Source organism: Prosthecobacter sp. SYSU 5D2, assembly GCF_039655865.1.
In the GTDB taxonomy this organism is placed as follows: domain Bacteria; phylum Verrucomicrobiota; class Verrucomicrobiia; order Verrucomicrobiales; family Verrucomicrobiaceae; genus Prosthecobacter.
Window position 1 is genome coordinate 68,986 of sequence record NZ_JBBYXL010000001.1, and the last position, 24,833, is coordinate 93,818.

The 24,833-nt window shown below is 60.0% G+C and carries 17 protein-coding genes; 13 read left to right on the plus strand and 4 right to left on the minus strand.

Features of this window, described 5'->3' with window-relative positions:
- The first annotated feature begins 45 nt into the window (after positions 1-45).
- From WJU23_RS00355 to WJU23_RS00385, 7 genes are all read left to right on the plus strand, one after another.
- Entirely contained in the window at positions 46-1,596 is a 1,551-nt protein-coding gene (locus WJU23_RS00355) for a sulfatase (protein ID WP_346330533.1), read from the plus strand.
- Between the two features lie 387 nt (positions 1,597-1,983).
- Positions 1,984-3,507 (plus strand): sulfatase, encoded by a 1,524-nt coding sequence (locus WJU23_RS00360; protein ID WP_346330534.1) that lies wholly within the window; start codon positions 1,984-1,986, stop codon positions 3,505-3,507.
- Between the two features lie 19 nt (positions 3,508-3,526).
- Positions 3,527-4,996, plus strand: a complete 1,470-nt coding sequence (locus WJU23_RS00365) for a sulfatase-like hydrolase/transferase (protein ID WP_346330535.1) — start codon at positions 3,527-3,529, stop codon at positions 4,994-4,996.
- A 5-nt stretch (positions 4,997-5,001) separates the two neighbouring features.
- A complete protein-coding gene (locus WJU23_RS00370; protein WP_346330536.1) occupies positions 5,002-6,570 on the plus strand; it encodes a sulfatase in 1,569 nt (522 codons plus the stop codon).
- Positions 6,567-8,108 (plus strand): sulfatase, encoded by a 1,542-nt coding sequence (locus WJU23_RS00375; protein ID WP_346330537.1) that lies wholly within the window; start codon positions 6,567-6,569, stop codon positions 8,106-8,108. Before WJU23_RS00370 ends, WJU23_RS00375 begins: the two co-directional genes overlap by 4 nt.
- Positions 8,109-8,147: 39 nt before the next feature.
- Positions 8,148-9,617 carry a sulfatase gene (locus tag WJU23_RS00380; protein ID WP_346331000.1) on the plus strand — a complete coding sequence of 490 codons (1,470 nt, stop codon included), beginning with the start codon at positions 8,148-8,150 and terminating at the stop codon, positions 9,615-9,617.
- 139 nt (positions 9,618-9,756) lie between these two features.
- On the plus strand, positions 9,757-10,572 hold the full coding sequence (locus tag WJU23_RS00385) for a hypothetical protein (RefSeq protein ID WP_346330538.1): 816 nt from the start codon (positions 9,757-9,759) through the stop codon (positions 10,570-10,572).
- A 77-nt stretch (positions 10,573-10,649) separates the two neighbouring features.
- Here WJU23_RS00385 and WJU23_RS00390 read toward each other — a convergent pair whose 3' ends face one another.
- The gene (locus tag WJU23_RS00390; RefSeq protein WP_346330539.1) at positions 10,650-11,306 is read right to left on the minus strand and encodes a DUF1080 domain-containing protein; all 657 of its coding nucleotides are present in this window, start codon (positions 11,304-11,306) and stop codon (positions 10,650-10,652) included.
- Positions 11,307-11,481: 175 nt separating this feature from the next.
- On the opposite strand from WJU23_RS00390, the gene WJU23_RS00395 reads away from it, so the two are divergent.
- The 4 genes from WJU23_RS00395 to WJU23_RS00410 all read left to right on the plus strand — a co-directional run bounded on the left by WJU23_RS00395 (position 11,482) and on the right by WJU23_RS00410 (position 15,972).
- Positions 11,482-12,750: an HlyD family efflux transporter periplasmic adaptor subunit gene (locus WJU23_RS00395; RefSeq protein WP_346330540.1), complete on the plus strand. Its 1,269-nt coding sequence runs from the start codon at positions 11,482-11,484 to the stop codon at positions 12,748-12,750.
- A gap of 60 nt (positions 12,751-12,810) precedes the next feature.
- Positions 12,811-13,287 carry a hypothetical protein gene (locus WJU23_RS00400; RefSeq protein ID WP_346330541.1) on the plus strand — a complete coding sequence of 159 codons (477 nt, stop codon included), beginning with the start codon at positions 12,811-12,813 and terminating at the stop codon, positions 13,285-13,287.
- A 216-nt stretch (positions 13,288-13,503) separates the two neighbouring features.
- Positions 13,504-13,992 (plus strand): sterol desaturase family protein, encoded by a 489-nt coding sequence (locus tag WJU23_RS00405; RefSeq protein WP_346330542.1) that lies wholly within the window; start codon positions 13,504-13,506, stop codon positions 13,990-13,992.
- 84 nt (positions 13,993-14,076) lie between these two features.
- Complete coding sequence (locus tag WJU23_RS00410; protein WP_346330543.1) at positions 14,077-15,972, plus strand: adenylate/guanylate cyclase domain-containing protein; 1,896 nt, start codon at positions 14,077-14,079, stop codon at positions 15,970-15,972.
- Between the two features lie 61 nt (positions 15,973-16,033).
- On the opposite strand, the gene WJU23_RS00415 is transcribed toward WJU23_RS00410, so the two are convergent.
- The 3 genes from WJU23_RS00415 to WJU23_RS00425 all read right to left on the minus strand — a co-directional run bounded on the left by WJU23_RS00415 (position 16,034) and on the right by WJU23_RS00425 (position 23,475).
- Positions 16,034-16,594 (minus strand): response regulator, encoded by a 561-nt coding sequence (locus tag WJU23_RS00415; protein ID WP_133797511.1) that lies wholly within the window; start codon positions 16,592-16,594, stop codon positions 16,034-16,036.
- A 325-nt stretch (positions 16,595-16,919) separates the two neighbouring features.
- Entirely contained in the window at positions 16,920-20,171 is a 3,252-nt protein-coding gene (locus WJU23_RS00420; protein WP_346330544.1) for an efflux RND transporter permease subunit, read from the minus strand.
- Between the two features lie 163 nt (positions 20,172-20,334).
- Complete coding sequence (locus WJU23_RS00425) at positions 20,335-23,475, minus strand: PAS domain S-box protein (protein ID WP_346330545.1); 3,141 nt, start codon at positions 23,473-23,475, stop codon at positions 20,335-20,337.
- Positions 23,476-23,843: 368 nt separating this feature from the next.
- On the opposite strand from WJU23_RS00425, the gene rplM reads away from it, so the two are divergent.
- Positions 23,844-24,278, plus strand: a complete 435-nt coding sequence (gene rplM, locus WJU23_RS00430; protein WP_346330546.1) for a 50S ribosomal protein L13 — start codon at positions 23,844-23,846, stop codon at positions 24,276-24,278.
- A 25-nt stretch (positions 24,279-24,303) separates the two neighbouring features.
- Positions 24,304-24,696 (plus strand): 30S ribosomal protein S9, encoded by a 393-nt coding sequence (rpsI, locus tag WJU23_RS00435; RefSeq protein WP_346330547.1) that lies wholly within the window; start codon positions 24,304-24,306, stop codon positions 24,694-24,696.
- Positions 24,697-24,833 lie beyond the last annotated feature (137 nt).

Sequence of the window (24,833 nt, forward strand, 5' to 3'; positions counted from 1 at the left end):
TGTCTGAATGTTGTTTGCACGGATCGCCTAACCAAAGATTGTTTTATGAAGTCGCCTGTTTTTCTGCTGCTGGCCCTGTCGCTGGCCCTTGCCCAAGGGTCTGCCGGGGCGGAGAAGCCGCGCAATGTCCTCATCATCCAGACGGATGAGCATAACTTCCGCACCCTGGGCTGCTACCGCGACCAGATGCCGCCGGAGCAGGCCTACATCTGGGGGGCCGGAGTGAAGGTGGAGACACCGCACATTGACTCCATCGCCAGGCGCGGAGCGGTGTGCATGAGATACTATGCGACATCGCCTGTCTGCACGCCCTCACGCGCAGCGCTGATGACCGGGCTGTATCCGCAGAACACGGGCAGCATCACCAATGACCTGCCCATGCTGGATGCGATGGAGACCTTTGCCGCAGTGCTGGAGCGCCAGGGTTATGACAATGGCTATGCAGGGAAGTGGCATCTGGATGGCGATGCCAAACCGGGCTGGGCACCGAAGCGGGCCTTTGGCTTCACGGATAACCGGTATATGTTTAACCGCGGTCACTGGAAGAAGCTGGGCGAGGATGCGGACGGGCCAAAGGTGGCGGCGGTGGATGCCAAAGGTGTACCGAGCTATGATCTGGGTGACGCCGATCCCAAGTCCTTCACGACGGATTATCTGACGGACCGCGCCATTGAGTTTGTGAAACGTCCGCGCGATGGAAAACCGTTTTGCTACATGCTGAGCCTGCCGGACCCGCACGGGCCGAACACGGTGCGCGCGCCCTATGACACGATGTTTGATGCGGCGCAGTTCCAGCAGCCGCAGACGGCCTTGGCCAAAGGGGACAAACTACCGTCCTTTGCCCAGGTCATGCAGGACCGGTTTGTCGCGCGGCAGATGGCGCTGTATTTTGGCATGGTGAAGTGCATTGATGACAATGTGGGCCGGTTGCTCGCCGCGCTGGAGGAGACCGGGCAGCTTGAAAACACGGTGCTCGTTTTCACCTCCGACCATGGCGACATGTGCGGCGAGCATGGCCGGCATAACAAGGGTATTCCCTGCGAGGGCAGTGCCCGCGTGCCGTTTGTCATTGCCGCGCCGGGCCTGGTCCAGGCGGGCACCGTGGTGCATGAGGCGCTGGGCACGGTGGACTTCAAACCGACGCTGCTGGGCCTGCTGGGTGTGGAAGCCAAAGCGGCCATGCAGGGGCGCGATGCCTCCACGCTGCTGCGCACAGGCCGCGCGCCGGAGGGCTGGAAGGACGAGGCCATCGTCCGCATTGGCGGCACCGGGCAGGGCACGGCAGGCTGGGTGGGAGTCTTTACCCGTCGGCACAAGCTGGTGCTCTCCCCCACGGATGCACCGGCCCTGTTTGACCTGGACACAGATCCTTTTGAAATGCAAAACCTGGCCGCTGATCCGGCGCAGCGCGGGCTGATCCGGGAACTGGGCACGAGTTTAAAAAACTACCTGGCCACCAGCGGAGATCCGCATGCCAAGTCCAGTCATGTCATGGCCGATGTAACGTGGGCCGTTTCTGACCAGGCGGAGTATGTGCCGCAACCGCGCCAGCCGCGCCCCGGTCAGGCCAAAGGCAAAGGTAAAGGAAAGAAGTAAACAAGGTTGCCTCAAAAATTCATTTTGTTCCCGCCATGCGTGACTTTTTCATACCCGCTACCGACAAAGCTGCCGAAAGAGCAGCCGCTGTGCCTTGCGTCGCGCCAAGCGAAGGTAGGCCGGATGTGTTCGGCGCGCTGAAGACCGCTGCTCCAAGGCACTCTTCGCCGAACTATCCGGCTGTCTTTGAAGGTGCTTTCTCCACCAAAGCCCGCCTTTTGAGAGAGGCAGGCCGCAGGGAAAAGGGCACCGCCAGGGAAAGCCGGATAGTTCTGCGGGCAGGCTGGATCAGAACCACGAAGTTGCCTTGCGCAGAACACATCCGGCCTACGGTCCGCCAGGGCAACTTATCAACCGCATCATCCTTTTAAACACCCGAACTGATCTATGAAAAAGACTCTTTTTTTATTCGCTTTATCCGCCGTCCTAAGCGGCTCTGCACTGGCCGCCGACCGGCCCAACGTCGTGGTCTTCCTGGTGGATGACATGGGCGTCATGGACACCTCCGTGCCCTTTTTGACGGATGCGGACGGGAAGCCGAAAAAGTATCCGCTGAATGAATACTACCGCACACCGTCCATGGAGCGGCTGGCGGCTCAGGGCATCCGGTTTAACAACTTTTGCGCCATGAGCGTCTGCTCACCCACCCGCGTCTCCATCATGACCGGCCAGAACGCCGCGCGGCATCGCACGACGAACTGGATCAATCCGGACACGGACAATGCGGGCAAACAAGGACCGCCGGACTGGAACTGGGCAGGTCTCAAAAAAGGCGATGTGACGCTGGCCACCGTGCTGAAGGGTGTCGGCTACCAGACGATGCATGTGGGCAAAGGCCACTTTGGCCCTCGCGCCATGGAAGGCAGCGATCCGTCCAACATCGGCTTTGACATCAATGTGGCCGGCGGTGCCATGGGCGCTCCGGGCAGCTACTATGCGGCGCAGAATTTTGGCTGGGGCAACAAGCGGCGGGAAAAGAATGCCGTGCCAGGCCTGGAGAAGTACCATGGCAAAGATCTCTTCCTGACAGAAGTGCTGACGATGGAGGCCAAGGATAAGCTGGACGGGTTTGCGAAGAAAAAGGAACCGTTCTTTTTCTACTTTGCCCACTACGCGGTGCATGCGCCGTTTGAGTCGGACCCGAGGTTTGAAGCCAACTACAAAGACAGTGGCAAGACTCCACCAGCGCAGGCTTTTGCGACCTTGATCGAGGGCATGGACAAGTCGCTCGGAGATCTGCTGGATCATCTGGACAAGCTGGGAGTGGCAGAGGATACCCTCATCTTTTTCCTCGGCGACAACGGCAGCGATGCGCCATTGGGCGACCAGCATGAGGTGGCCTGCGCGGCACCGCTGCGGGGCAAGAAGGGCGCGCATTATGAAGGCGGCATGCGCATTCCGTTCATCGCCGCCTGGGCCAGGCGGAATGACGAGAATCCGTTCCAGAAAAAGCTGGCCATTCCGGCCGGAGTCATCCAGCCGCAGCAGGCCGCCGTGCATGATCTTTTCCCCACGTTGCTGGCAGTAACTGAGACGGCCACACCTGCCGGGCATACCGTGGACGGCCTGCCGCTGACCAAGCTGCTGACCGGCGCGAAGGATGCCGCACGCGAGGAGAAATTCCTCATGCACTACCCGCACGCACCGCACCGTACCGAATACTGGACCAGCCTGCGCGATGGCGAGTGGAAGGTCATTTATCATTACTTCCCGACCAAGGTTTCCGGCGGCTCGCACTACCAGCTTTTCAATCTGAAGAACGATCCGTTTGAGCAGAAGGACCTGGCGGCGGAGAAGCCGGAGGAGCTGGCCGCCATGATGAAAAAACTGGTGGCCGGGCTGGAGGCGCACCAGGCGGTGTATCCGGTGGCGGAAGATGGCAAGACACCGGTGAAGCCGAAGCTGCCCTAACCCTTTACTCAATCATTTCATGAAGGCATTCACACTTGGCATTCTATTGGGCGCAGCCGCTCTCCTTTCCCCAGCATCGGCAGAGGATAAGCCTAACATCATCTTTGTCATGGCGGATGACATGGGCTGGGGGCAGACAGGCTATCGTGGACATCCGGTGCTGAAGACGCCGAACCTGGACGCGATGGCGGAGAACGGCCTGCGCTTTGACCGCTTTTATGCCGGGAATCCGGTGTGCTCGCCCACGCGGGCCTGTGTGATGACAGGCCGCACGAATGATCGCACCGGCGTGCTGAGCCATGGCTACGGCCTGCGGGTGCAGGAAAAGACCATCGCCCAGGCGTTGAAAGGTGCGGGTTATGTGACGGCGCATTTTGGCAAGTGGCATCTCAACGGGTTCAAAGGGCCGGGCGCACCTGTGCTGGCAGACGATCCGCGCAGTCCGGGCGCCTTCGGTTTTGATGAATGGGTTTCCGCCACGAACTTCATTGACATGGATCCTTGGTTAGGCCGCAACGGCAAGCCCGAGCAGGTGATGGGCGATTCATCGGAGGTCATCGTGGATGAGGCCGTGAAGTTCCTGGACAAGCATCGCGCAGGCGGCAAGCCGATGTTCACCGTCATCTGGTATGGCACGCCACATTCACCCTTCAAGGCGGGCGATGCCGACCGCATGCCATTCGGCGAGCTGGAAAAGGAATCCGCCAACCACCATGGTGAGCTGGTGGCCATGGACCGGAGCATCGGCACGCTGCGCAAGAAGCTGCGGGAATTTGAGCTGGAGAAGAATACGCTGCTGGTCTTTTGCAGCGACAACGGCGGCCTGCCGGAGATCAAGCCAAACACCACCGGCGGCCTGCGTGGCAACAAAGGGCAGGTCTATGAAGGCGGCCTGCGCGTGCCGGGCATCATGGAATGGCCGGGCACGGTGCAACCGCGAGTGACGGATCACGTCGCCTGCGTGGTGGACCTGTTCCCGACCGTGGCGGACATCGTCGGCCTGCCCGACAGCTCCTTCATCCAGCCGGTGGATGGCGTGAGCCTGAAGCCCTTGTTTAAAGCCGAAACCGGACCGCGTGAAAAACCGCTGGGCTTTCGCTACGGAGTGAAGACGGCCTTTGTGGACAACCGCTACAAGCTCCTGGCCAATGACCTCAAAAAAGGTCCGTTTGAGCTGTATGACCTGGAAGCCGATCCTCACGAAACGAAGGACCTGAGCGCCGAAAAACCGGACCTGCTGGCCAAGATGAAGAAGGACTGGCAGACCTGGAACGCCAGTGTGGACGCCAGCTTTGCCGGCAAAGATTATCCTGAAGGCAAGGTCACACCGCCCGATCCTGAGCCAGTCTCCTGGTATGAGACCGAGCAGTACAAACCCTTCATGGAAGAAGCGAAAGGCTACTGGGCCTACAAGCTGCACATGGACCGCGCCGCCAAAGGGGCAGGCAAAGGTGGCAAGGGAAACAAAGGCAACAAAAAGAAGAAGTGATGAAGATGATGAAACCGATTTTTGTAATGTTAATTTCGGCGCTTGCGCTGGTGCAGGCAGCCTCTGCAGAAGAAAAGCGGCCTAACATACTGTTTGCCATTGCGGATGACTGGGGGCCGCATGCGGGTGTTTATGGCACGCCCTGGGTGAAGACTCCGGGGTTTGACCGCATTGCCAAAGAGGGCGTGCTTTTCAAGAACGCCTACACGCCTATGGCCAAGTGCGCTCCCTCGCGGGCCATCGTGCTCACCGGGCGCCATCTGTGGCAGAATGAGGAGGCGGGAAACCACATGGCGGTTTTTCCGGCGAAGCTGAAGAGCTGGCCGGAGGTGCTGATGGAGAAGGGCTGGCACATGGGCATCACAGGCAAGGGCTGGGGGCCAGGCATCGCCAATGATGCAGAGGGCAAACCGCGCCAGATCACGGGCAAACCGTATAACAAACGCAAGGCCAAACCGCCAGCGACGGCCATGGGCAACAATGACTACGCGGCCAACTTTGCCGATTTCCTGGCCGATGCGAAGGAGGGCGAGCCGTGGTGCTTCTGGTATGGCTGCACGGAGCCGCACCGGGGATATGAATTCGAATCGGGCGTGAAAAAGGGAGGCAAGAAGCTGGCGGACATTGACAAGGTGCCCGCCTACTGGCCGGACCATGAGACGGTGCGCCATGACATGCTGGACTACGCCTTTGAGGTGGAGCACATGGACAACCACCTGGCGCGGATGATCGCGGAGCTGGAGAAGCGCGGCGAGCTGGACAACACGCTCATCATTGTGACCAGCGACCATGGCATGCCCTTTCCACGGGTGAAAGGTTATGCGTATCACGACTCCAACCACATCCCGCTGGCCATCCGTTTTCCCTCAGGTATGAAGAAGGCGGGTCGGGTGATCGAGGACTTTGTGGACTTCACCGACATCGCGGCGACGATGCTGGACTATGCGGGCATCACCGAAAAAGACAGCGGCATGATGGCGATCACCGGCAAGAGCTGGCGGCCCATTTTGGAGAGCGAAAAGGCGGGCCAGGTCATCGCGGAGCGTGACCATGTGCTGATCGGCAAGGAGCGCACGGATGTCGGCAGGCCTAACAACTGGGGCTACCCAATCCGCGGCATCGTGACGGCCAATCATTTGTATTTGAAGAACTATGAGCCAACTCGCTGGCCGGCGGGAAATCCGGAGACAGGTTACCTGGACACGGACGGCAGCCCGACGAAATCGCTGATCCTGGAGATGGGCCGCAAGGACCGGAACGACAAGTATTGGAAGCTAAACTTCGGCCTGCGCGGCGCGGAGGAGTTCTATGACCTGAGCGTGGATGCGGACTGTGTGCACAACCTGGCCGGTGAATCTGTGCATGAGGAAAAAATCAAGAGCCTGAGCACACGGATGGAATCCACGATGAAGGACCAGGGCGACCCGCGCATGGTGGGGAATGGCAAGATCTTCGACGAATACGCACCGACCAATGGCGACGGATTTTACGAGAAATGGAAGAACGGGGAGAAGCCCAAAGCGGGCTGGGTGAATGAGACTGATTTTGAAAAAGAGCCGATTAAACAACCATGAAATTCTGCATCTCCTTCCTCGCCTTTGTGCTGGCCTGCGCGTCCGGGCTGACACCTTCTGTCCATGCGGCTGATCGGCCTAACATACTATGGTTCGTTGTGGATGACATGTCGGCGAATTTTTCCAGCTATGGAGAAACGCTGATCAAGACACCGAACGTGGACCGGCTGGCAAAGGAGGGGGTCAAGTTTACCCAGGCCTATGTCACCGCACCGGTGTGCTCCACCTGCCGGTCAGCCATGATCACCGGCATGTATCAGACGACCATCGGCTCGCATCATCACCGCAGCGGGCGCGGGGAGCTGAAAATCCACCTGCCGGATGGCGTGGAGCCGGTGCCTGCGCTGTTCCAGAAAGGCGGGTATTATACCTGCATCGGCAGCGGGCTGCCGGGGCTGGATCTGCGCGGGCTGCCCTATGGCGAGGGCCTGGGGAAGAAGGCGGCGAAGAAGGCTGCCAAGGCCGGGAAGACGCAAGGCAAGCTGGGCAAGACGGACTACAACTTTGAATGGGACCCGAAGATCTACGACAGCCATGACTGGGCGGACAGGGCCAAGGGCCAGCCGTTTTTCATGCAGGTGCAGCTTCCCGGCGGCAAGCTGCGCGGCGGCGATTCCAAAGGTGCCAAGGCGCTTGCGGAAAGGGCCAGGGCGGAGTTCGGCGCGGAGACGGACCCGGCCAAGGTGACGCTGCCGCCCTACTATCCTCGTGACCCGGTGCTGCTGGAAGACTGGGCCGCCTATCTGGATGCGGTGAAGCTGACGGACAAGCATGTGGGCAAGGTGCTGGCACGGCTGGAAGAAGAAGGCCTGATGGACAATACCCTCATCATTTTCATGACGGATCACGGCATCAGCCACGCACGCGGCAAGCAGTTCCTCTATGATGAAGGCGCGCACATTCCATTCGTGGTGCGCGGCCCTGGCATTACGGCCGGGAAGGTGCGTGAGGACCTGATTATGCAGATTGATATGGCGCCTCTTTCTCTGGCTGCGGCGGGTCTGTCCGTGCCTGCGGCGATGCAGGGCAAGGATATTTTGGCGAAGGACTACCAGCCGCGCGAGGCCGTCTATTCAGCACGTGACCGCTGCGATGAAACGGTGGAGCATATCCGCAGCGTGCGCACGGACCGGTTTCTCTACATTCGCAATTTCCTCCCCAACCGCCCGCACCTGCAGCCGAATGCGTACAAGGACGGCAAGGACATCATCAGTGCGCTGCGGGCCGCGCATGAGGCAGGCACGCTGCCTTCGGTATCAGAGGATCTTTTGTTCAGCCCGAAGCGTGCGGCGGAGGAACTTTATGAGTACGTGAATGACCGCTGGCAGGTCACCAACCTGGCGGCCAATCCGGACTATAAAGACACCCTGGAAAAACACCGCAGCATGCTGGAACGCTGGATCGTGGAGACCAAGGATGCCGGTCCGGAATCCGAAGCCATGTATGACAGCGACATGGTTGAGTATCGCAAGAAAGGCAATCCGGTCATTGAGGCCAACATCGCCCTGATGAAGAAGTGGGCGAAGGAAGGGAAGTGAAGTTTAAAAGGCTGATTTGTTATGAAAAGACTGACCTTGATGCTGGTGATGGGAATGGCGGCTTCGCTTTGGGCGGAGCGGCCTAACGTATTGTTCATCATCTCGGATGACCTCACCTCCACGGCGCTTTCCTGCTATGGGAACACCGTTTGCAAAACGCCGAACATTGACCGGCTGGCGGCGCAGGGGACACGGTTTACCAGCGCCTACTGCAATGCGACCTACTGCGGGCCTTCGCGGGCGTCCTTCATGTCCGGCTACTATCCGCATGCGACGGAGGTGTTTGGTTATGTCAATCCCAGGCCGGTCATCGGCGACCGGGCCACCTGGTCCCAGCATTTCAAGAATGCCGGTTACTACACCGCACGGGTGAGCAAGATCTTCCACATGGGCGTGCCCGGCGGTGTTGAGGAAGGCGGCGATGGACGCGACCACAATGGCGGCGATGGCGCGGATGATCCGGCCTCCTGGACGGAGAAATTCAACAGCCTCGGGCCGGAATGGAAGGCGCCTGGAGACGGCGAGACGCTGGAGGGAAATGCGGACGGCAAGAAGCCCGTCGTGGGTGGCAACACCTTTGTCGTGGTGGAGGCGGACGGAGATGACCTGGTCCATTCCGACGGCAAGACGGCGGCAAAGGCGGTGGAGCTGCTGGGCAAACACGCGGTGAAAGGGAAGCCCTTCTTTCTTGCCGTAGGTTTTGTTAGGCCGCATGTGCCTTTCGTCGCGCCGAGGCGCTACTACGCGGACTATAAGCCCTATGACAAAATGGTACTTCCACCCAAGATCGAAGGCGACTGGGACGACATTCCAAAGGCAGGCATCAATTACAAGACGAGCGTGAAGATGGAGATGGATGAGCGGCGGCAGAAAAAGGCGGTGGGCGGTTATTATGCCTCCGTCTCCTTCATGGATGCGCAGGTGGGCAAGGTGCTGGATGCGCTGGAGGCCAGCGGCCAGGCTGACAATACGATTGTGATCTTCACCAGCGACCATGGGTATCACCTCGGCGAGCATGACTTCTGGGCCAAGGTCAGCCTGCGCGATGAATCGGCCAAGGTGCCGCTCATCATTAAAGTGCCGGGAAAGAAAGCGGCCGTCTGTGACTCATTCACCGAGCTGATTGACCTGTATCCCACCGTAGCCTCCCTCTGCGGGCTGGAGGTGCCGGACCGGCTGCAAGGGAAGAACATCACGCCCATGCTGGATGACCCGAAGCATGAGGTGCGGCAGGCGGCCTTCTGCACAGCTCCGTCATCCAAGGGCCTGCTGCTGCGGGAAAAACGCTGGGCCTATCTTCAGTATGCGGAGGATGCCTCGAAAGGCATCGAGCTGTTCGACATGGAGAAGGACCCGGAGCAATACACCAACCTGGCGGAGAAGCCGGAATACGCCTCGGTGGTGGAAGGCTTCAAAAAGAAGTTGGCGGCCCGGCTGCAGGAGGTGCGGACGAATGATCTGAACCTATCCTATGTTAGGCCAGAGGGGAAGGGCAAGAAAAAGCGGTGATGCTCAGGCTGAGTTTCTGTTTCATTGCAGAATACACGGTGCAAACCAACAGACGGCGTTTGCAGAACCCTGAAAACGAGTTTGTTTTCCATGTGGCCGTATTGGACGGCCGTTCAGGTCACCCTAGCTCATGACTCTTATGAAAACCAGCATCCTCCTGGCCACCTTTCTGGCGGCCACCCTCGCCCTCCCTGTCCAAGCTGCACTTCCTGCGGGAGCTGCGGCCAATTTTTCCCTGGCCCTGACCTTGAAAACCATCCTCCCCGGCACCTTTGTCAGGGATGCGGACGGGAAATTTATCAAGGGCGATGACAATCAGCGGATTCCGACGGGGGGCAACACCTGGCAAATCGTCAAAGGTGACAAAGAAACCAGCTACAGCGAGGTCAACATCAAGACCGCGTCTGCCAAGTACGGAATCAAAGAACTGCTGCTGGACCTGAAAGATGCCGGCATCCTGGATGACAGCACCATCGCCGGCTGGTCGGTCAAGGCCATCACCGTCGGCACTTCCTCCGATATCAGTTTTTTCCTTGTTAAAAAAGGCAAGCCGTCCGAGGACATCACTGACCATCTTGATTTCGACAATTTCAACTACGATGAGGGTGAGCCCAGCGCCTCCAGCTTTTCTTTAAACCAGCTGATCACCCAGGTGAATGTGGATGAAGAATTACAAAGCCTTAAATACAAATATCTTTCCACCACTGAAACGCTGACCGGCTTTTCCATCAATATTGATGGAATTGGCGGAAAACTTTATGGCCTGGTGAATTTGAGCCAGAAAGTGGCTGTCATCAAACCTGCACTGATAATTTTACTGAGCAACGCTTCAATGCCGGTGATGGCCGGAGCCTTTGATACGGCTGAAGATGATGACATACTCGCCAAAGGCAGCATCAAGATCAGTGGGGCCAAAGTTGTGGCAGATCTGTCCACCGTGCTGGGTGACCTTTGATCTGAACCTCCGATGCTAAAAAAAAGCGGGCCTCCAGAACGGGGACCCGCTTTTTTGCGTTTTCCGGCACCGCTCGGTTACTTCTCCACGATCTGGATGTTGCGGATCCACACCTTGTCATGGTGGTCCGTCAGCATGATGCGGCCCTTGCCGGGGGCGAAGCCTTCCTTCTTGCTGAACTTGCTCGCCGCGATCTTGGTCTTCCAGTCTTCGGAGGCCGTATCGGCCTCGCCCACCAGCTTGCCATTCAGGTAATGCTGCAGCTTGCCGTCCTGGGCCACCACACGGCTGGTGTTCCATTCACCGGGCGGGTTCATCGGCTTGTCTTCCGCCGGGGCCTGGATGTCATAAAAGGAAGCCGTGCTGTGCGTGCCGCCACCCTTCATGCCATCGGGATGCTTCTTGTCATCAATCATCTGGTACTCGATGCCCAGCCACTCCTTGTTGTTGATCTTCGTGACCCAGTACTTGATGCCGTTGTTGCCGCCCTCCTCCACCTTCCATTCCCAGCTCAGGTCAAAGTTCGTGTATTCCTTTTCAGACAGCAGATTGCCGCCCTTTTCACCATTCAGGTGGATGGCACCATCCACCACCACCCAGCCTGCACCGGGCTTGGCTCCGTCTTGCCCGGTCCACCCGGCCAGAGATTTGCCGTCAAAGAGGGACACCGCATCCGCCGCCATCAGGCGGCTGACACCCAGCGCCAGGAGAAGAACCAAAAGAGAAGCTTTCATAGATTTTAAAAAGGGAGGGAGGGGATTGGACCAACGAACCCGCAGATTAAAGAAACCGCTGCCGCTGGCAAGCAAATCACCAGCCCGCCACACAAAACGCCCCATCCACCCGGCCTCACACACACGAAAAATTGTACCTGCTCTCAGCAAGAGTCCGGGCTAAGGTAGAAAAAACATGGTCAAAGAGGAGTCGCCCCCCGCATCATCCACGCCCCCTTGGGAAGCCAAAAAGCTGCCCTCCAGCCGTGGTCTGGCCCGCAAGATCATCCTGTGGGGCCTGGCCCTTGGCGTGCTCGGCCTCATCATCTACGGGCTGAAGCCGCGCCCCATCGAGGTGGAGCTGGCTGCCGTTCGCCGTGGCCCGCTGACCGTCCACGTCATGGAGGAGGGGAAAACCCGCATTCGCAACCGCTACGTCGTCGCCGCTCCCGTTACCGGGGCCATGCGCCGCGTCCCGTTGAAACCCGGTGCCGAGGTGAAAGCGGGCGAGACCGTCCTCACCGTCATCGAGCCCGGCATCGCGCCCCTCATTGACGCCCGCACCCAGGCCCAGGCGGATGCCCGCATCGCCGCCGCAGAGGCCGCACTCAGCCAGGCCGGCCAGACCCTGGAGATGACCCGCACCGCCGCCCGCTTTGCCCAGACCAACTGGGAGCGCGTACGGGACAAGGCCACCGCCGCCAGCATCTCCGCCAATGACCGCGACAACATCGAGCGCGAAGCGCTCATGCGGGAGCGCGAAGTCCGCGCGCAGGAATTCGCCCTCCAGGTCGCCACCTATGAGCTGGACCAGGCCAAGGCCGCCCTCATCCAGATGAACATGCCCGGCAGCACCGGCCAGCCTTATGAGGTGAAGGCGCCCGTCAGCGGCCGCATCCTGCGCGTGGACCAGGAAAGCGCCATGATCATCGCCGCCGGCACGCCCATCCTGGAGATCGGCGACCCCACCGACCTGGAGATCGAAGCCGAAATCCTCTCCCGCGATGCCGTCAACATCCGCCCCGGTGCCAAGGTCAGCGTGGAGCAATGGGGCGGCCCGGACCCGCTGCCTGCCACCGTCCGCCTCGTCGAGCCTGCCGCTTTCACCAAGGTCTCCGCCCTCGGCGTGGAGGAGCAGCGCGTCATCGTCCTCTGCGATCTGGACCCCGCCGCCGCCAAAGGCACCACTCTGGGCGACCGCTACCGCGTGGAAGTCCGCGTCGCCGTCTGGCATGAGGACGATGTCCTCCAGGTCCCCGCCGGCGGACTCTTCCGCGAGGGCTCCGCCTGGAAAACCTTTTTGTTAGACCCGGCCACCTCCAAAGCCCGCAACATTCCTGTCGAAGCCGGCCGCACCGATGGCCGGTGGACGCAGGTCCTCAATGGCCTGCAAGTGGGCGACCGCGTCCTCCTCCACCCGCCGGATTCCGTCGCCGACGGCAGCGACGTGGTCGAGCGGCAGTAGCCCTTGTCACAAACCTGGGCTTGCCAAACCGCCCCATACTCCTCAGCATTCTCCCAATTCATGAATACCAAGCACATTCTCGCCGGCTTCAGCCTCCTCTCCCTGCTGAGCCTGTCCAGTTGCATCACGCCCATGCCGGGAGATTACGGCTACAATGACGGACCCGCCTACGGCAACGGTCCCAACTACAGCAACCGCCCCGGTTATGGCAACCGGCCCGGCTACGGCAGCGGCTACCGTGACGATCGATATGACCGCGATCACAGGTATGACCGTGATGACCACCGGCATCCAAGTTACCGTCCACCCGTCACACCGCCGCCTCACCACGGGCACAATCATGGCCGGCCACCCGTTGGCGGAAACACGCCTTCCATCCGCCCGCTGGCCAATGGCGGTGTCCAGGCCACCATGCCTGGTGGCTGCTACGTCATCTGCGACCGCAGCGGCCGCGTCGTCAAAGAAAACTCCTGCAGCAAGGCCGACCTCATCATCGCCACCCGCGCCGCCCGTGACTATCTGGCCCGCCGAAGGTAGGTGCCTGACCTCATTCGCGAATCTGACCGGGAGCGCATTCCAGGCCTTGTTGCGTCTTGATGTCACCGCAATTCGTATTGACTTGCCGGGTTTTTTAACCGACAACCCGCGCTCCCAACCTACTGTATGGATTCTTTTTGGATTTGGTCGTTCATCGGCTTCACTTTGGCATTTGTTTACGGCTCCTTTTTTGAGTGGTCAGTTCATAAGTTCCTCATGCACCGGCCCTTCGGAGGCTTTCAATACGCCTTCCGCGCCCACGCCGTGGTTCATCATCAGGTCTTCAAGGCGGATCACACCTACCATCTGGTGCATGATCATGACAAAGAGACCATTCCCATGGCCTGGTGGAACGGTCCTGTCCTCATCCTTCTCAGTTCCATTCCTTTCGTCGCCGTCTCCTGGCTTCTTGGCCAGTGGGGCCTCGTCACGGGTGCTGCCATCGGCATGACCAGCTATTACGTTCTCTATGAGCGCATCCATTGGTGCATGCACCTGCCCAAGGCGCGCCGCCTGGAGCAGTCCTGGATCTTCCGCCGCCTGAACGGCCATCATTTGCTGCATCACCGCTACATGCACAAAAACTTCAACGTTGTCTTTCCCCTGGCGGACCTCTGCCTGGGCACGCTGATGATCCGGGCCAAGACCCGCTTTGCCCAGGCCATGGGCCCTTCCGTCCCGGACGTCCAGCCGCACCAGGACTGACAGCCTTGGATCTTCAGGATCACCTGCGCAGCTTTCGGCTCGACGCGGGGTTGGACTCTGTAGCAAACTTTGCTGCTCCGTCCCATGAAGTTCCTTTCCAGCTTTCGCGCCAAGCTCATCCTGACGATTTTTCCCGTCGTCGCAGGGGTGACGACCGGAGCGCTCCTGCTGACGGAGTGGCGGTTCAGCGCGACGTATCAGCAGCTGTTTGAAGAACAGTTCGAGAGCCAGATCTACGCCGTCACCCAGGCCAAAAACCGCCGGTTCAGCGCCCTTTCCTCGGTGCTGGAGCGCATGGCCCAAAAGCCGGAGCTCATCACCGCCATGCGCGAAGGTGACTACCAGAAAGCCGGCAAAGACCTGCGTCCTGCCCTGGAATCCCTGGCCCAGGAACGCCTGCAAAGTGAGTTCTCCACCCTCGGCCGCCTGCCTTCTGGTCCGCCAACAGACCGTGACCGGCCGGGCGACCGCCGCGAGCCACCACGCCCTCCGGGCGGCACCGGCCAGTCCGCGCCTTTCATTGCCCTCATCAATGCCCAGGGGAATTTTGTTCATCACCAGCGGAACCGCAGCGCCGGGGAAAACGCCACTTTTAACACGACTCCGGATGGGGACCCGGCCCAGGTCAGACGGCGTTCCGATACCATGCCCTGGCTGGGCGACCGCAAGTTTGAGGAGACTCTCAAGCAGCAGGAGGTCGGCTACCTCATCGTCGAGGCTGGCGAGCGCCGCGGCGAGCAGGTACGGGAAGTCTTCATCACTCCTCTGCGCGACCCGGCGGATGGCCGGTTTCTGGGGGCCTTTGTCTTCGGCCTGCCCCTGCCTGCCATTGCGGACCGCGTGCTGTATGAGCAGACCCGCCGCAGCGAGCATGGGGAAATCATGGGCGGCATCTGGGTGGAGGGAAAGCTGGTCTCCACCACCGTGCCTGAGGATCAAAAAGAGATCATCGCCCAGACCGTGGCCCGCTCCCTGGCCGGATCTGCGGATCCAAACCGGGAGATCCTTCTTCCCATCGGCAAGGAAAAGCACCGCCTCATTTACCGGGTGCTCAATCCTGGCAGCCCTTTCCCCCAGGCCGTCCAGGTCAATTTTTATTCTCTGGCAGCTCTGGAGAAGGAGATCGCCGGTCTCCGCCGCAGCGCCTTCAGCCTCGGCATCATCGCGCTTCTTGTGGCCCTGGTTCTGGTCATGTACATCTCCCGTGGCCTGTCCGGCCCCATCAGCAGCCTGGTCAATGCCGCCCAGGAAATCGAGCGTGGCAATTATGATGTCCGGGTGCCTGTGACCCGCGATGAAGTCGGCAGGCTGGCCCACGCCTTTAATGACATGGCCGCCGGGCTGGCCCTCCAGGAAAAATACCGCAGCATCCTCAATGCCGTGGCCGACCGCACCGTCGCCGAGCGCCTCATTGAAAATCGCGAGGCCCTGGGCGGTGAGCTGCGGGATGTGACCATGCTTTTCTGCGACATCCGGGGATTTACCTCTCTGACCGAAAAAATGCCCCCGCATGAAGTCATCGAGCTGCTCAACGAGCACATGACCGTCCTCACCCAGGTGGCCTATGACCACGGCGGCATTGTGGACAAGTTCGTCGGCGATCTCATCATGGTACTCTTTGGCGCCCCCATCACCACGGGCAATGACGCCCAGCGCGCCGTCACCTGCGCACGGGCCATGTTCCAGGCCCGGCGGGAGCAGAACACCCGCAGCCGCCATCCTCTTGAAATGGGCATCGGCATCGCCACCGGCAGCGTCGTCGCAGGTTGCATGGGCTCTGACCAGCGCCTCAGCTACACCGTCATCGGCCACCGGGTGAACCTCGCCTCCCGCCTCTGCCACATCGCCCAGGCGGGCGAGATCGTCATGGATGCCGAAACCGCCGGCAAGCTGGACCCCGGCATCCCGGTCACTCCCCTGCCCCCCATGCAGCTCAAGGGCATCTCCGAGCCTGTCGAGGTCTTCCGCATCGCCGCGTAAATAGGCACCAAAAAAAAGCAGCCCGATGAAAGGCTGCTTTTTTTTAAGCGGGAGACAGGGCTTAGACCTCGGCCCCTTTGTGACCAAGCTGTTTCACAGCTTTGTTCAGCTGATCGTATTCGATCGGCTTCTTGATGACGGTCACAGGTCCGTGAGAGAGAATGCGGCTCAGGATCTCACTGTCAGGATAGCCGGTGATGACCACGATAGGCAGGTCAGGATACATTTCCTTGAGCTGGGAATAGACTTCATCTCCTGGTACATCCGGCAGCTTCAGGTCCAGAAACACGAAGTCGAACTTCTGCTTCTTGGCCACGCTGATGGCCTCCGCCCCGGTACCGACGACCAGGCGTCCGAACCCGGCCTTTTTCAGGAACTGTTTAAAGAGGGCCTGGAGCGCAGGATCATCGTCCACCACCATGACGGTAGGCTGTCCGGATTCGTCTTCTTTGCGAAGCACGTCACGGTCCAAAAGGCTGCGCTTGATGCGCCAGCGTCCACCGATCTGCACCGCTGGCAACTGGCCCCGCTGAACGAGATAATAGACCGTTGGCAAAGGGATACGCAGATACTCCGCAGTCTCTTTGACCGTCATAAGTTCGGGAGAGGTAAGTTCAGCCATAAAGGGGTTGTGGTAAAGATGAAGAATGTGCTGAGTCATTGTTAACAACTCAGCAAAATCAGAATTGCGTCGAAGTTGCTATATAATTACCATGACAGCAAGCCAATTCTCACACATTTTAGCGACCCTGAAAAATTACACGCCTATCAAATTTGATAAAACGAGCAATTTTGGGTTCAAAATATGCGGAAAACACGCTCGCAAGCACTGAAATGAGAAGAGCTAAACATATCTTAATTTTATTCTAATTACGACTGAAATAGTCACCAGTCCTCATTTTGCACGCTTTGATCCCCGTTAAATGAATGTGCCATTTACGCCCTGGTCAGCCAGGAACAGGCGCTGCATCCAGGGGCACTGGCTGAACCTTGGGCGCACGACCCAGAATGCGGTTGATGAGCTTGCCCAGGTCATCCACGGCCAGGTAGCACAAGGGCACCAGAAACAGGCAGATGACGGTGGCGCACAGGCTTCCATAGCCCATGGATACGGAGACGGGCGTCAGAAACTGGGCGCTCGTGGCCTGCGCTGCACGGTTGTCACCAAAGATCAATACCAGCAGATGGCTGATGCCGGGCGGTGAATTTTCAATCAAACTGCCAAATTCAAACATCAGCGGCATCAGTCCCACAAAGGTGGTGATCTGGGTCAGGAAGATGGCGCGGAAGCGGCTGCGCCCGCCTTCTTGCACGGCGTACTTCAGATCCCCGGTCTCATCCCGCACCTGGTTGATGCGGTCCACCAGGACCAGGGTGTCATTCACAATCACTCCGGTCACCGCCAGCATGCCGCAGACGCTCATGCTGCTGACGGCCATGCCATGGAAGAGATGCCCTAAAACCGCCCCGACAATGCCAAAGGGCACCACCAGCAGCACGATGAAGGGCTGGGTGTAGCTTTTGAAAGGGATGGCCATCATCGCATACATGCCCAGCAGAATGATCGCCAGGGCCCACTTGCCCTCATCCGCCCCTTCCCGTTGCATGCGCGCCTCCCCTTCAAAGCTCCACTGGATGTGGGGATGGGAGGCCATGAGCTGGCGGATGAAGACCTCCGCATCGGCCCGTACCTTGGCAGGGTCCGTGGTGGCCTTGTTGACATCCGCCGTCACGTTCATGGCCCGGCGGCGGTCCACCCGCTTGATGCTGCTGAAGCTTTTGCCCACCTTGGCCTCAGCCACGCGGGCAAAGGGAATCTCCAGTCCGGTGGCCGTGCGCACCCGCATGGTGTCCAGCGTGGCCAGGCTGCGGCGGTCCTCCTGCGGGTAGCGGAGCATGACCCTCACCTCATTGCGCCCGCGCTGGATGCGCTGCACCTCGTCCCCATAAAAGGCCTGCCGCACCTGCCGCGCCAGGTCACCCACAGTCACGCCAAAGGACTGGGCCTCCGGCTTGAGGCGGAGCTGGATCTCATTGCGCCCGCTGTCCAGGGAATCATTGATGTCAAAGACGCCGGAGTAGGTGCTCAGGTGGTCTTTGATCTGGCTGGAGATTTGCAGCAGCTCCTCCGGGTCCGTCCCGGCTAGCTGGATGTCTATGGGGTCCGCACTGCGGCCGATCTCCGCCCGGATGGTCACTTCCTCCGCGCCGATGATCTCTCCCACCCTCTTGCGCCATTCATTGCCCATCTCCACCGTATTGACCTTCAGGCTGCGCTCTTCCGGCCCGTACGTCTCGATGTTCACCTCCCCAATATGGGAGCTGCCGGAGGTGCCCCGGCTGGTGCTGGCCGTCAGGCGGGTCGTTCCCGTCGTGGCGATGATGTTGCGGATGACGGGCTTGCCATCCGGGCCGACGTATTCTTTCCGCATCTCATCGGCAATGTCATAGATGCGCTGGATGTGGGCATCCGTGACCTCAAAAGGCGTCCCCTCCAGCATGGACAGGCGGTATTCCACCCGCTCACTCTGCACCCGGGGGAAGAAGATCCACAGGATGCGCCCGCTGAAAAAGAACCCGCAGAGGACGATCAGCCCGCCAAAAAAACAGGCCAGGGCGGTATAACGGTGATGCACACACCAGGCCAGGGCCGGCCGGTAGGCATTCTCCACAAACCAGCGGAGATTCCGCTCGGAAAACCGGTGCACCGGCCCCAGGATGTCTGAGGCGCCGCTCAGCCCTGGCACCGGGTGCGCCAGATGGGAGGGCAGCACGATCTTGGTCTCCACCAGGGCGATGAGCATCACCAGGATGAACACGATGGCGATGGGCTTGAACATCATGAGCGAATCACTCACGCCCGTCGCCATGGGCAGGAAGGCGATCACCGTGGTCAGCACGCCAAAGGTGATGGGAACTGCCATCTCCCGCGTGCCCTGGATGGCCGCATCCAGCGCGGACAGGCCCCGCTGCCGCAAGGTGTCCACATGCTCGGAAATGACGATGGCATCATCCACCACAATCCCCAGCACCAGGATGAAACCGAAGAGCGACGACAGGTTGATGGCCACATCAAAGTAAGGCATCAGCGCGATGGCGCCCAGGAAGCTGGCCACCATGCCCACCGCCACCCAAAAGACCGCATCCAGCCGCAGGAACAGGCCCACGCACAGAAACACCAGGATGAGGCTGCTCTGGGCATTCTGGATCAGCAGGTTGATGCGCCCCTGGACGATCTTGGAGCGGTCATTCCAAAACGCAATCTGCACCCCGTCCGGCAGCCTTGACTTGCTCTCCAGGATATATTCTTTCACCGATTCCGCGATGCGGATGGCATTCTGCCCCCCTTCACGCATCACGTTCACCACCACGCAGCGCTTGCCGTTCAGCCGCGCCAGCAGCGGATTTTCATTAAACCCGTCCTGGATGATGGCCACCTCCCCCAGCGTCACCTTGGTGCCGTCCTGACGGGTCAGGATCACGATGTCCGCATAATCCTGGCCGGTGTAGGCCCGGCCTTTGGTGGTGATGGACACATCGCCGGCCTCCGTCTGCACCACTCCGGCTGGCAGGTCCAGCGCACTGCCCCGGATGGCCTGGCTGACCTGCTCCAGATTCAGGCTGTATTTCCTCAAGGTCTCTTCGGGGATCTCGATGCCGATTTCATAGGGCCGCACCCCGGCGATGCCCGCATGGGTGATGCCCGGCAGGGCTGAGATTTCATCGCGGATCTGCTCCCCCAGCCGCCGCAGGTCTCCTTCAGACATGTCAGCCGCGATGGCCACGGTGATCACCTCATGAAAATTGTCATCCAGCTGGATGGTCGGCTTTTCCGCCAGCTCCGGCATGTTCGGGATCGCATCCACGCGGATTTTGATGTCATCCAGCACCTCCCGGACATCCTTCCCCTCCTCCACCTCCACCACCACCGTGCCACCGTTGGAGGAGGCCGTGGAATTGATGTGCTTGATGCTGCCCACCTGCTCGATGGCCTCCTCAATCCTCAGGACAATGCTCTCCTCCACCTCCTCCGGTGCCGAGGCCGGATAGGGCACGTTGATGGAAATCAGCCGCGATGGCCTGTCCGGGAAGACCTCCAGCGGGATGCGGTCAGACGCTAGGGTCCAGATTCCCGCGATCATCGCCCCAATCATCAGGAGATTGGAGGCGACATGATTGCGGGCAAACCAGGAGATCATTGGAAAAAGAAAATACGCTGTTACACGAACGAAGCAGCAGGGGCCAAGGTTGCCAAGAGAACAATGCCTCCCCGCCCATAAGGAAAGCCTTCACTGCGCCTGTTCCCAGACGGAAGCAACTTCCCATCTCTTCAAACGCCCTGCGGCCGGCTTCACCGGACAATCAGGCGCTGAGCACCGTTTTGACCACCGTCAGGAGCGTCTCGGCCGTGTAAGGTTTGGGGATAAAATGCCGCACGCCTTCCTCCGTGGCCTTGGCAATCATGCTGGCGGCATTCAGGCCGCTGGCCGCGATGACTTTGACTGCCGGATTCATCCGCTTCACCACCCGGATCACGGCCGGGCCGTCCATCTCAGGCATCATCATGTCTGTCAGCACGGCGGTAATCTCCTTCTGGCGCGTGGCATAGATGGCGATGGCCTCCGAGCCGTCCGCAGCCACAAGGACCCGGTAACCAAAGGCTTCCAGCGTCTGCTGGGTGATCTGGCGCACCGCCGCTTCATCATCCACCACCAGGATGCACTCCCCGGTCCCCCGGGGCAGGCTCTGCTCAGGCAATGCCGGGACCATGGCTCCCTGCGCCGTCAGTGCCGGCAGGTACACCTGGAAACGGCTGCCCCGGCCCGGCTCGCTCTGCACACGTATGAATCCTCCGTGGCTTTTGATGATGGCCAGTGTGGTGGAAAGGCCCAGGCCGGTGCCTTTGCCCAGTTCCTTCGTGGTAAAGAAGGGCTCAAAAATTCTTTCCACCACCTGCGGGCTCATGCCTGCGCCGCTGTCCTCCACCTGGATGTTCACATAGGGCCCCTCCCGGGCGTCCGGATTCATGGCCGCATAGGAGGCGTCCAGGACCGTGTTGGTGGCCATGACTGTGAGCAAGCCGCCATCCGGCATGGCATCCCGCGCATTCACGCACAGGTTCAGCAGCACCTGGTGCAGCTGGGTGGCATCTCCCTGCACGGCCCAAAGACCGGCATCCACCTCACTGTGCAGCAGGATGTCCTTGGGAAAGGTGTCACGGGTGATCTTTTCAATGTCGCGGATCATCTGCCCCACCTGCACCTCCAGTTGCTGGCCTTCCATGCCACGGGCAAAGGAGAGCACCTGCTTCACCATGTCCGCCCCGCGCTGCGCGCTCAGCTCAATGGTATCCAGGATGCTCCTGCGCATAACATCCTGCTCCTCCATTTTCAGGAGCTCGATGGACATCATGATCGGTGCCAGCACGTTGTTCAGGTCATGGGCGATGCCGCCCGCCAGCGTGCCGATGCTTTCCAGCCGCTGCGCCCGCAGGAACTGCTGCTCCAGGCGCTTGCGTTCAGTGATGTCGGTATTGATGGACAGGATGGATTTTGGCCGGCCCTGCTCATCGCGCACCAGCGTCCAGCGGCCCTCGACGGTGATGGTATGTCCGTCTTTGCCCACCTGGTTCAGAACACCCGTCCATTCCCCCTCGTTCAACGTCACCGCCACAGCGGCAAAAAAGGGCGCTGTGTCGGTATAAAGCAGCTCGTGGATGCTACGGCCCTGGACCTCCTCCGCCGTCCACCCGTAGAGACGTTCCGCGCTCCGGTTCCAGTACAAGATGCGGTGCTGCAGGTCACGCACCAGGATGGCATCCTGCGCCTTGTCCAGCAGGGTCGCCTGCTCACGCAGCTTCTCTTCCGCCTGCTTGCGGCTGGTGAGGTCCGTCATCCCGCCGATCATGCGCACGGCACGGCCGCTGCGATCACGCTTGATATGCCCCCTGTCAAAAATGTAAGCGAAGGTGCCGTCCTCCCGGTAAAAGCGGTATTCTCCCGTCCAGCTTTCAGCTCCTCCGTCGATGGCCTGCTGCAGACTGGCCATCACCGGCTGGAGGTCATCGGGATGCACCCGTTCCTTCCAGGCATCCAGCGTGGGCGGCAGCTCCGCATGGCGGTAGCCAAAGACCGAATAAAAGCGGTCACTGAACCAGTGATGTCCTGTGACCAGGTTCCAGTCCCAGACGACCTCGTTGGTCGCCTTGGAAAGCAGGCGGAAGCGCTCCTCGCTCTCGCGGATCTTCTCTGCATTGAGCTTGCTGTCAGTGATGTCGCGCATCGTGCCCACGATGCGCTCCACCCGGCCCAGCACATCCAGGACCGGGACCCCATGCTCATGCACCCAGCGGATCTCCCCGCTGGGCCGCGCGATCCGGAACTCCACATTCGTCTCCTTGCCTTCCAGTTGCATCTCAAAGGCCGCAGCCGCATACGGCTTGTCTTCTGGCAAAATGGCCTCCATGTAGGATACCGGGTTCTCGTACACACTCTGGATCGTCCGGCCCCAGATGGACTCATAAGCGTTGTTGGCATACAGGATCCGGTCGTTGATGACATCGTAGCTGTAAAAGATCTCGCCGATGTTATCGGCCATCTCGCGGAAGAGCAGATCACTTTCACGCTGGGACTTTTCCACCTGCCGGTGCGCCGTGATGTCCCGTGAGATGCCCACCACCCCGGCAATGCGCCCAGATGTATCTCTGTAGGGTGCCTTCGTCGCTGAATACGTGCGGGTCACACCCGCTGCGGTCAGCACCTCGTCCTCCGTGATGACCTTGCCTGTGGCCATGATTTCCACATCTTTGAGCCGGAGCAGACGCGCCTCATCGGGTCCAAAGAGTTCACTGTCAAGCATCCCCACCACCTCATCCGCAGCGCGGCCTACCAACCGGCCAGCACCCTCGTTAAAGAGCAGATACCGGCCCGCCGGGTCTTTCACATAGACCGCGTCCGGAGTGCCGTTGATGACGGCATTGAGCAGCGAGCCCGTATGCTGCAATTCCCGCACCTGCTGGCGGGCCTGCATCTGCTTCATCACCTGCCTGCCCAGCACTTCCAGCGCGTTCTTCTGCCGGTCCGTCAGCATCCGGGGCACCCGGTCAATCACGCAGAGCGTGCCCAGCGCCTCCCCCGTGGGTGTCAAAAGCGGCGCTCCGGCATAAAAGCGGATGTTCGGCTCCTGCACCACCAGCGCATTCTGCACAAACCTCAGGTCTTGCATCGCATCCGGCACCAGAAAGATTTCCTTGCCACAGATGGTATGGGCGCAAAAGGCCACCTCGCGCGGTGTCTCCGTCACCTCCAGCCCCACGCGGGATTTAAACCACTGGCGGCGCTCATCCACCAGGGTGATCAGGGCGATGGGTGTGCCGCAAATCTCCGCCGCCAGCCCCGTGATTTCATCAAATTCACCCTCCGGCGGCGTATCCAGGATTTCCTGCTCATGCAGGGCCGCCAGTCGTCCAGGTTCATCAGTTGGCACAGGAACAGGCACAGTCATGGAGAAGAGAAAAAAGGGAGGGACAGAAGAAACTATCACCTCAACCTTCTATTATAAAAAGAGTTTTCTGCAATTTTCATATTCTCAGTAACAAACGTGGCTCATCCAGGTACCCGAGCGGTAGCCCTGCCATTTGGGCAAAATCCGGCTTGTCGCGGACAGCTTGCCGCATTAAGTGCCGGAAGCTGGAATCACTGAAAATGCCGTGGAGAAAAGCCCCGCCGACCCGAATACGCGTCTGCGAATCGCAATTCCCGACGAATAAACACCGAGTTTCCATTTGACAGCGGGCTGTAAACTTTTACTCTCGCGGCCCTCATTTTAACGCGGCGGCTCGTTGCCACATCCCGCGCTTTCTCAAGAACCTTATGAAGACATTCTCTGCCAAAGCCCAAGACGTGAACCGCCAGTGGTGGGTCATTGATGCCAAGGACCAGGTCCTGGGCCAGGTCGCCGTGGCTGCCGCCAACCTCATCCGTGGCAAGACCCGCCCCATCTTCACCCCCCATGTGGACACGGGTGACTTCGTCGTTGTGATCAATGCAGACAAAGTCCGCGTGACCGGCAAGAAAGAGCAGCAGAAGATCTACACCAGCAAGCGTGGTGGCTTCATCGGCAACCAGAAGGTGGAAACCGTGGAAAAAGTCCGCCAGCGCCGCCCTGAGCTCCTCGTGCACCGCGCCGTCAAAGGCATGGTCCCGCACAACCGCCTGGGCAACGCCATCATCACCAAGCTGAAAGTCTATGCCGGTGAAGAGCATCCTCATGTGGCCCAGAACCCAAAGCCATTCGCGGTCGCCTAATCTCAGCCTTCAAGAATCACGTTACATGAGCAAGCCCATCACCAACGCCACCGGCCGCCGCAAGACCGCCATCGCCCGCGTGCACATCCTGGCCGGTTCCGGTTCCATTACCGTCAATGGCCGCGACTTCGAAGAGTATTTCCCGACCGTCGCCCTGCAGAACCAGATCCTTACCCCCCTGGCGCTGACCAACACCCGCCAGCAGTTTGACTTCAACGTCAACGCCTGCGGCGGCGGCATCACCGGCCAGGTCGGCGCAGTGAAGCTGGGCATCTCCCGCGCTCTCATCACCGTCAACCCTGAGCACCGCGCCATCCTCAAGAAGGCCGGCCTCCTGACCCGCGACTCCCGCGCCAAGGAACGTAAGAAGCCAGGCCGCCCAGGAGCCCGCAAGCGCTTCCAGTTCTCCAAGCGTTAATCGCCGGATCTTCTGGTTCGTTCGTTGTTTTGTTTTCAAAAGCCCCGCTGCCAAGCGGGGCTTTTTTGTGGGAGTGTGTCATCGTTCACCTCCGCATTCCGGTTTTTCTTGTCCCTGCCCACCCTTTCTGCTGGAAT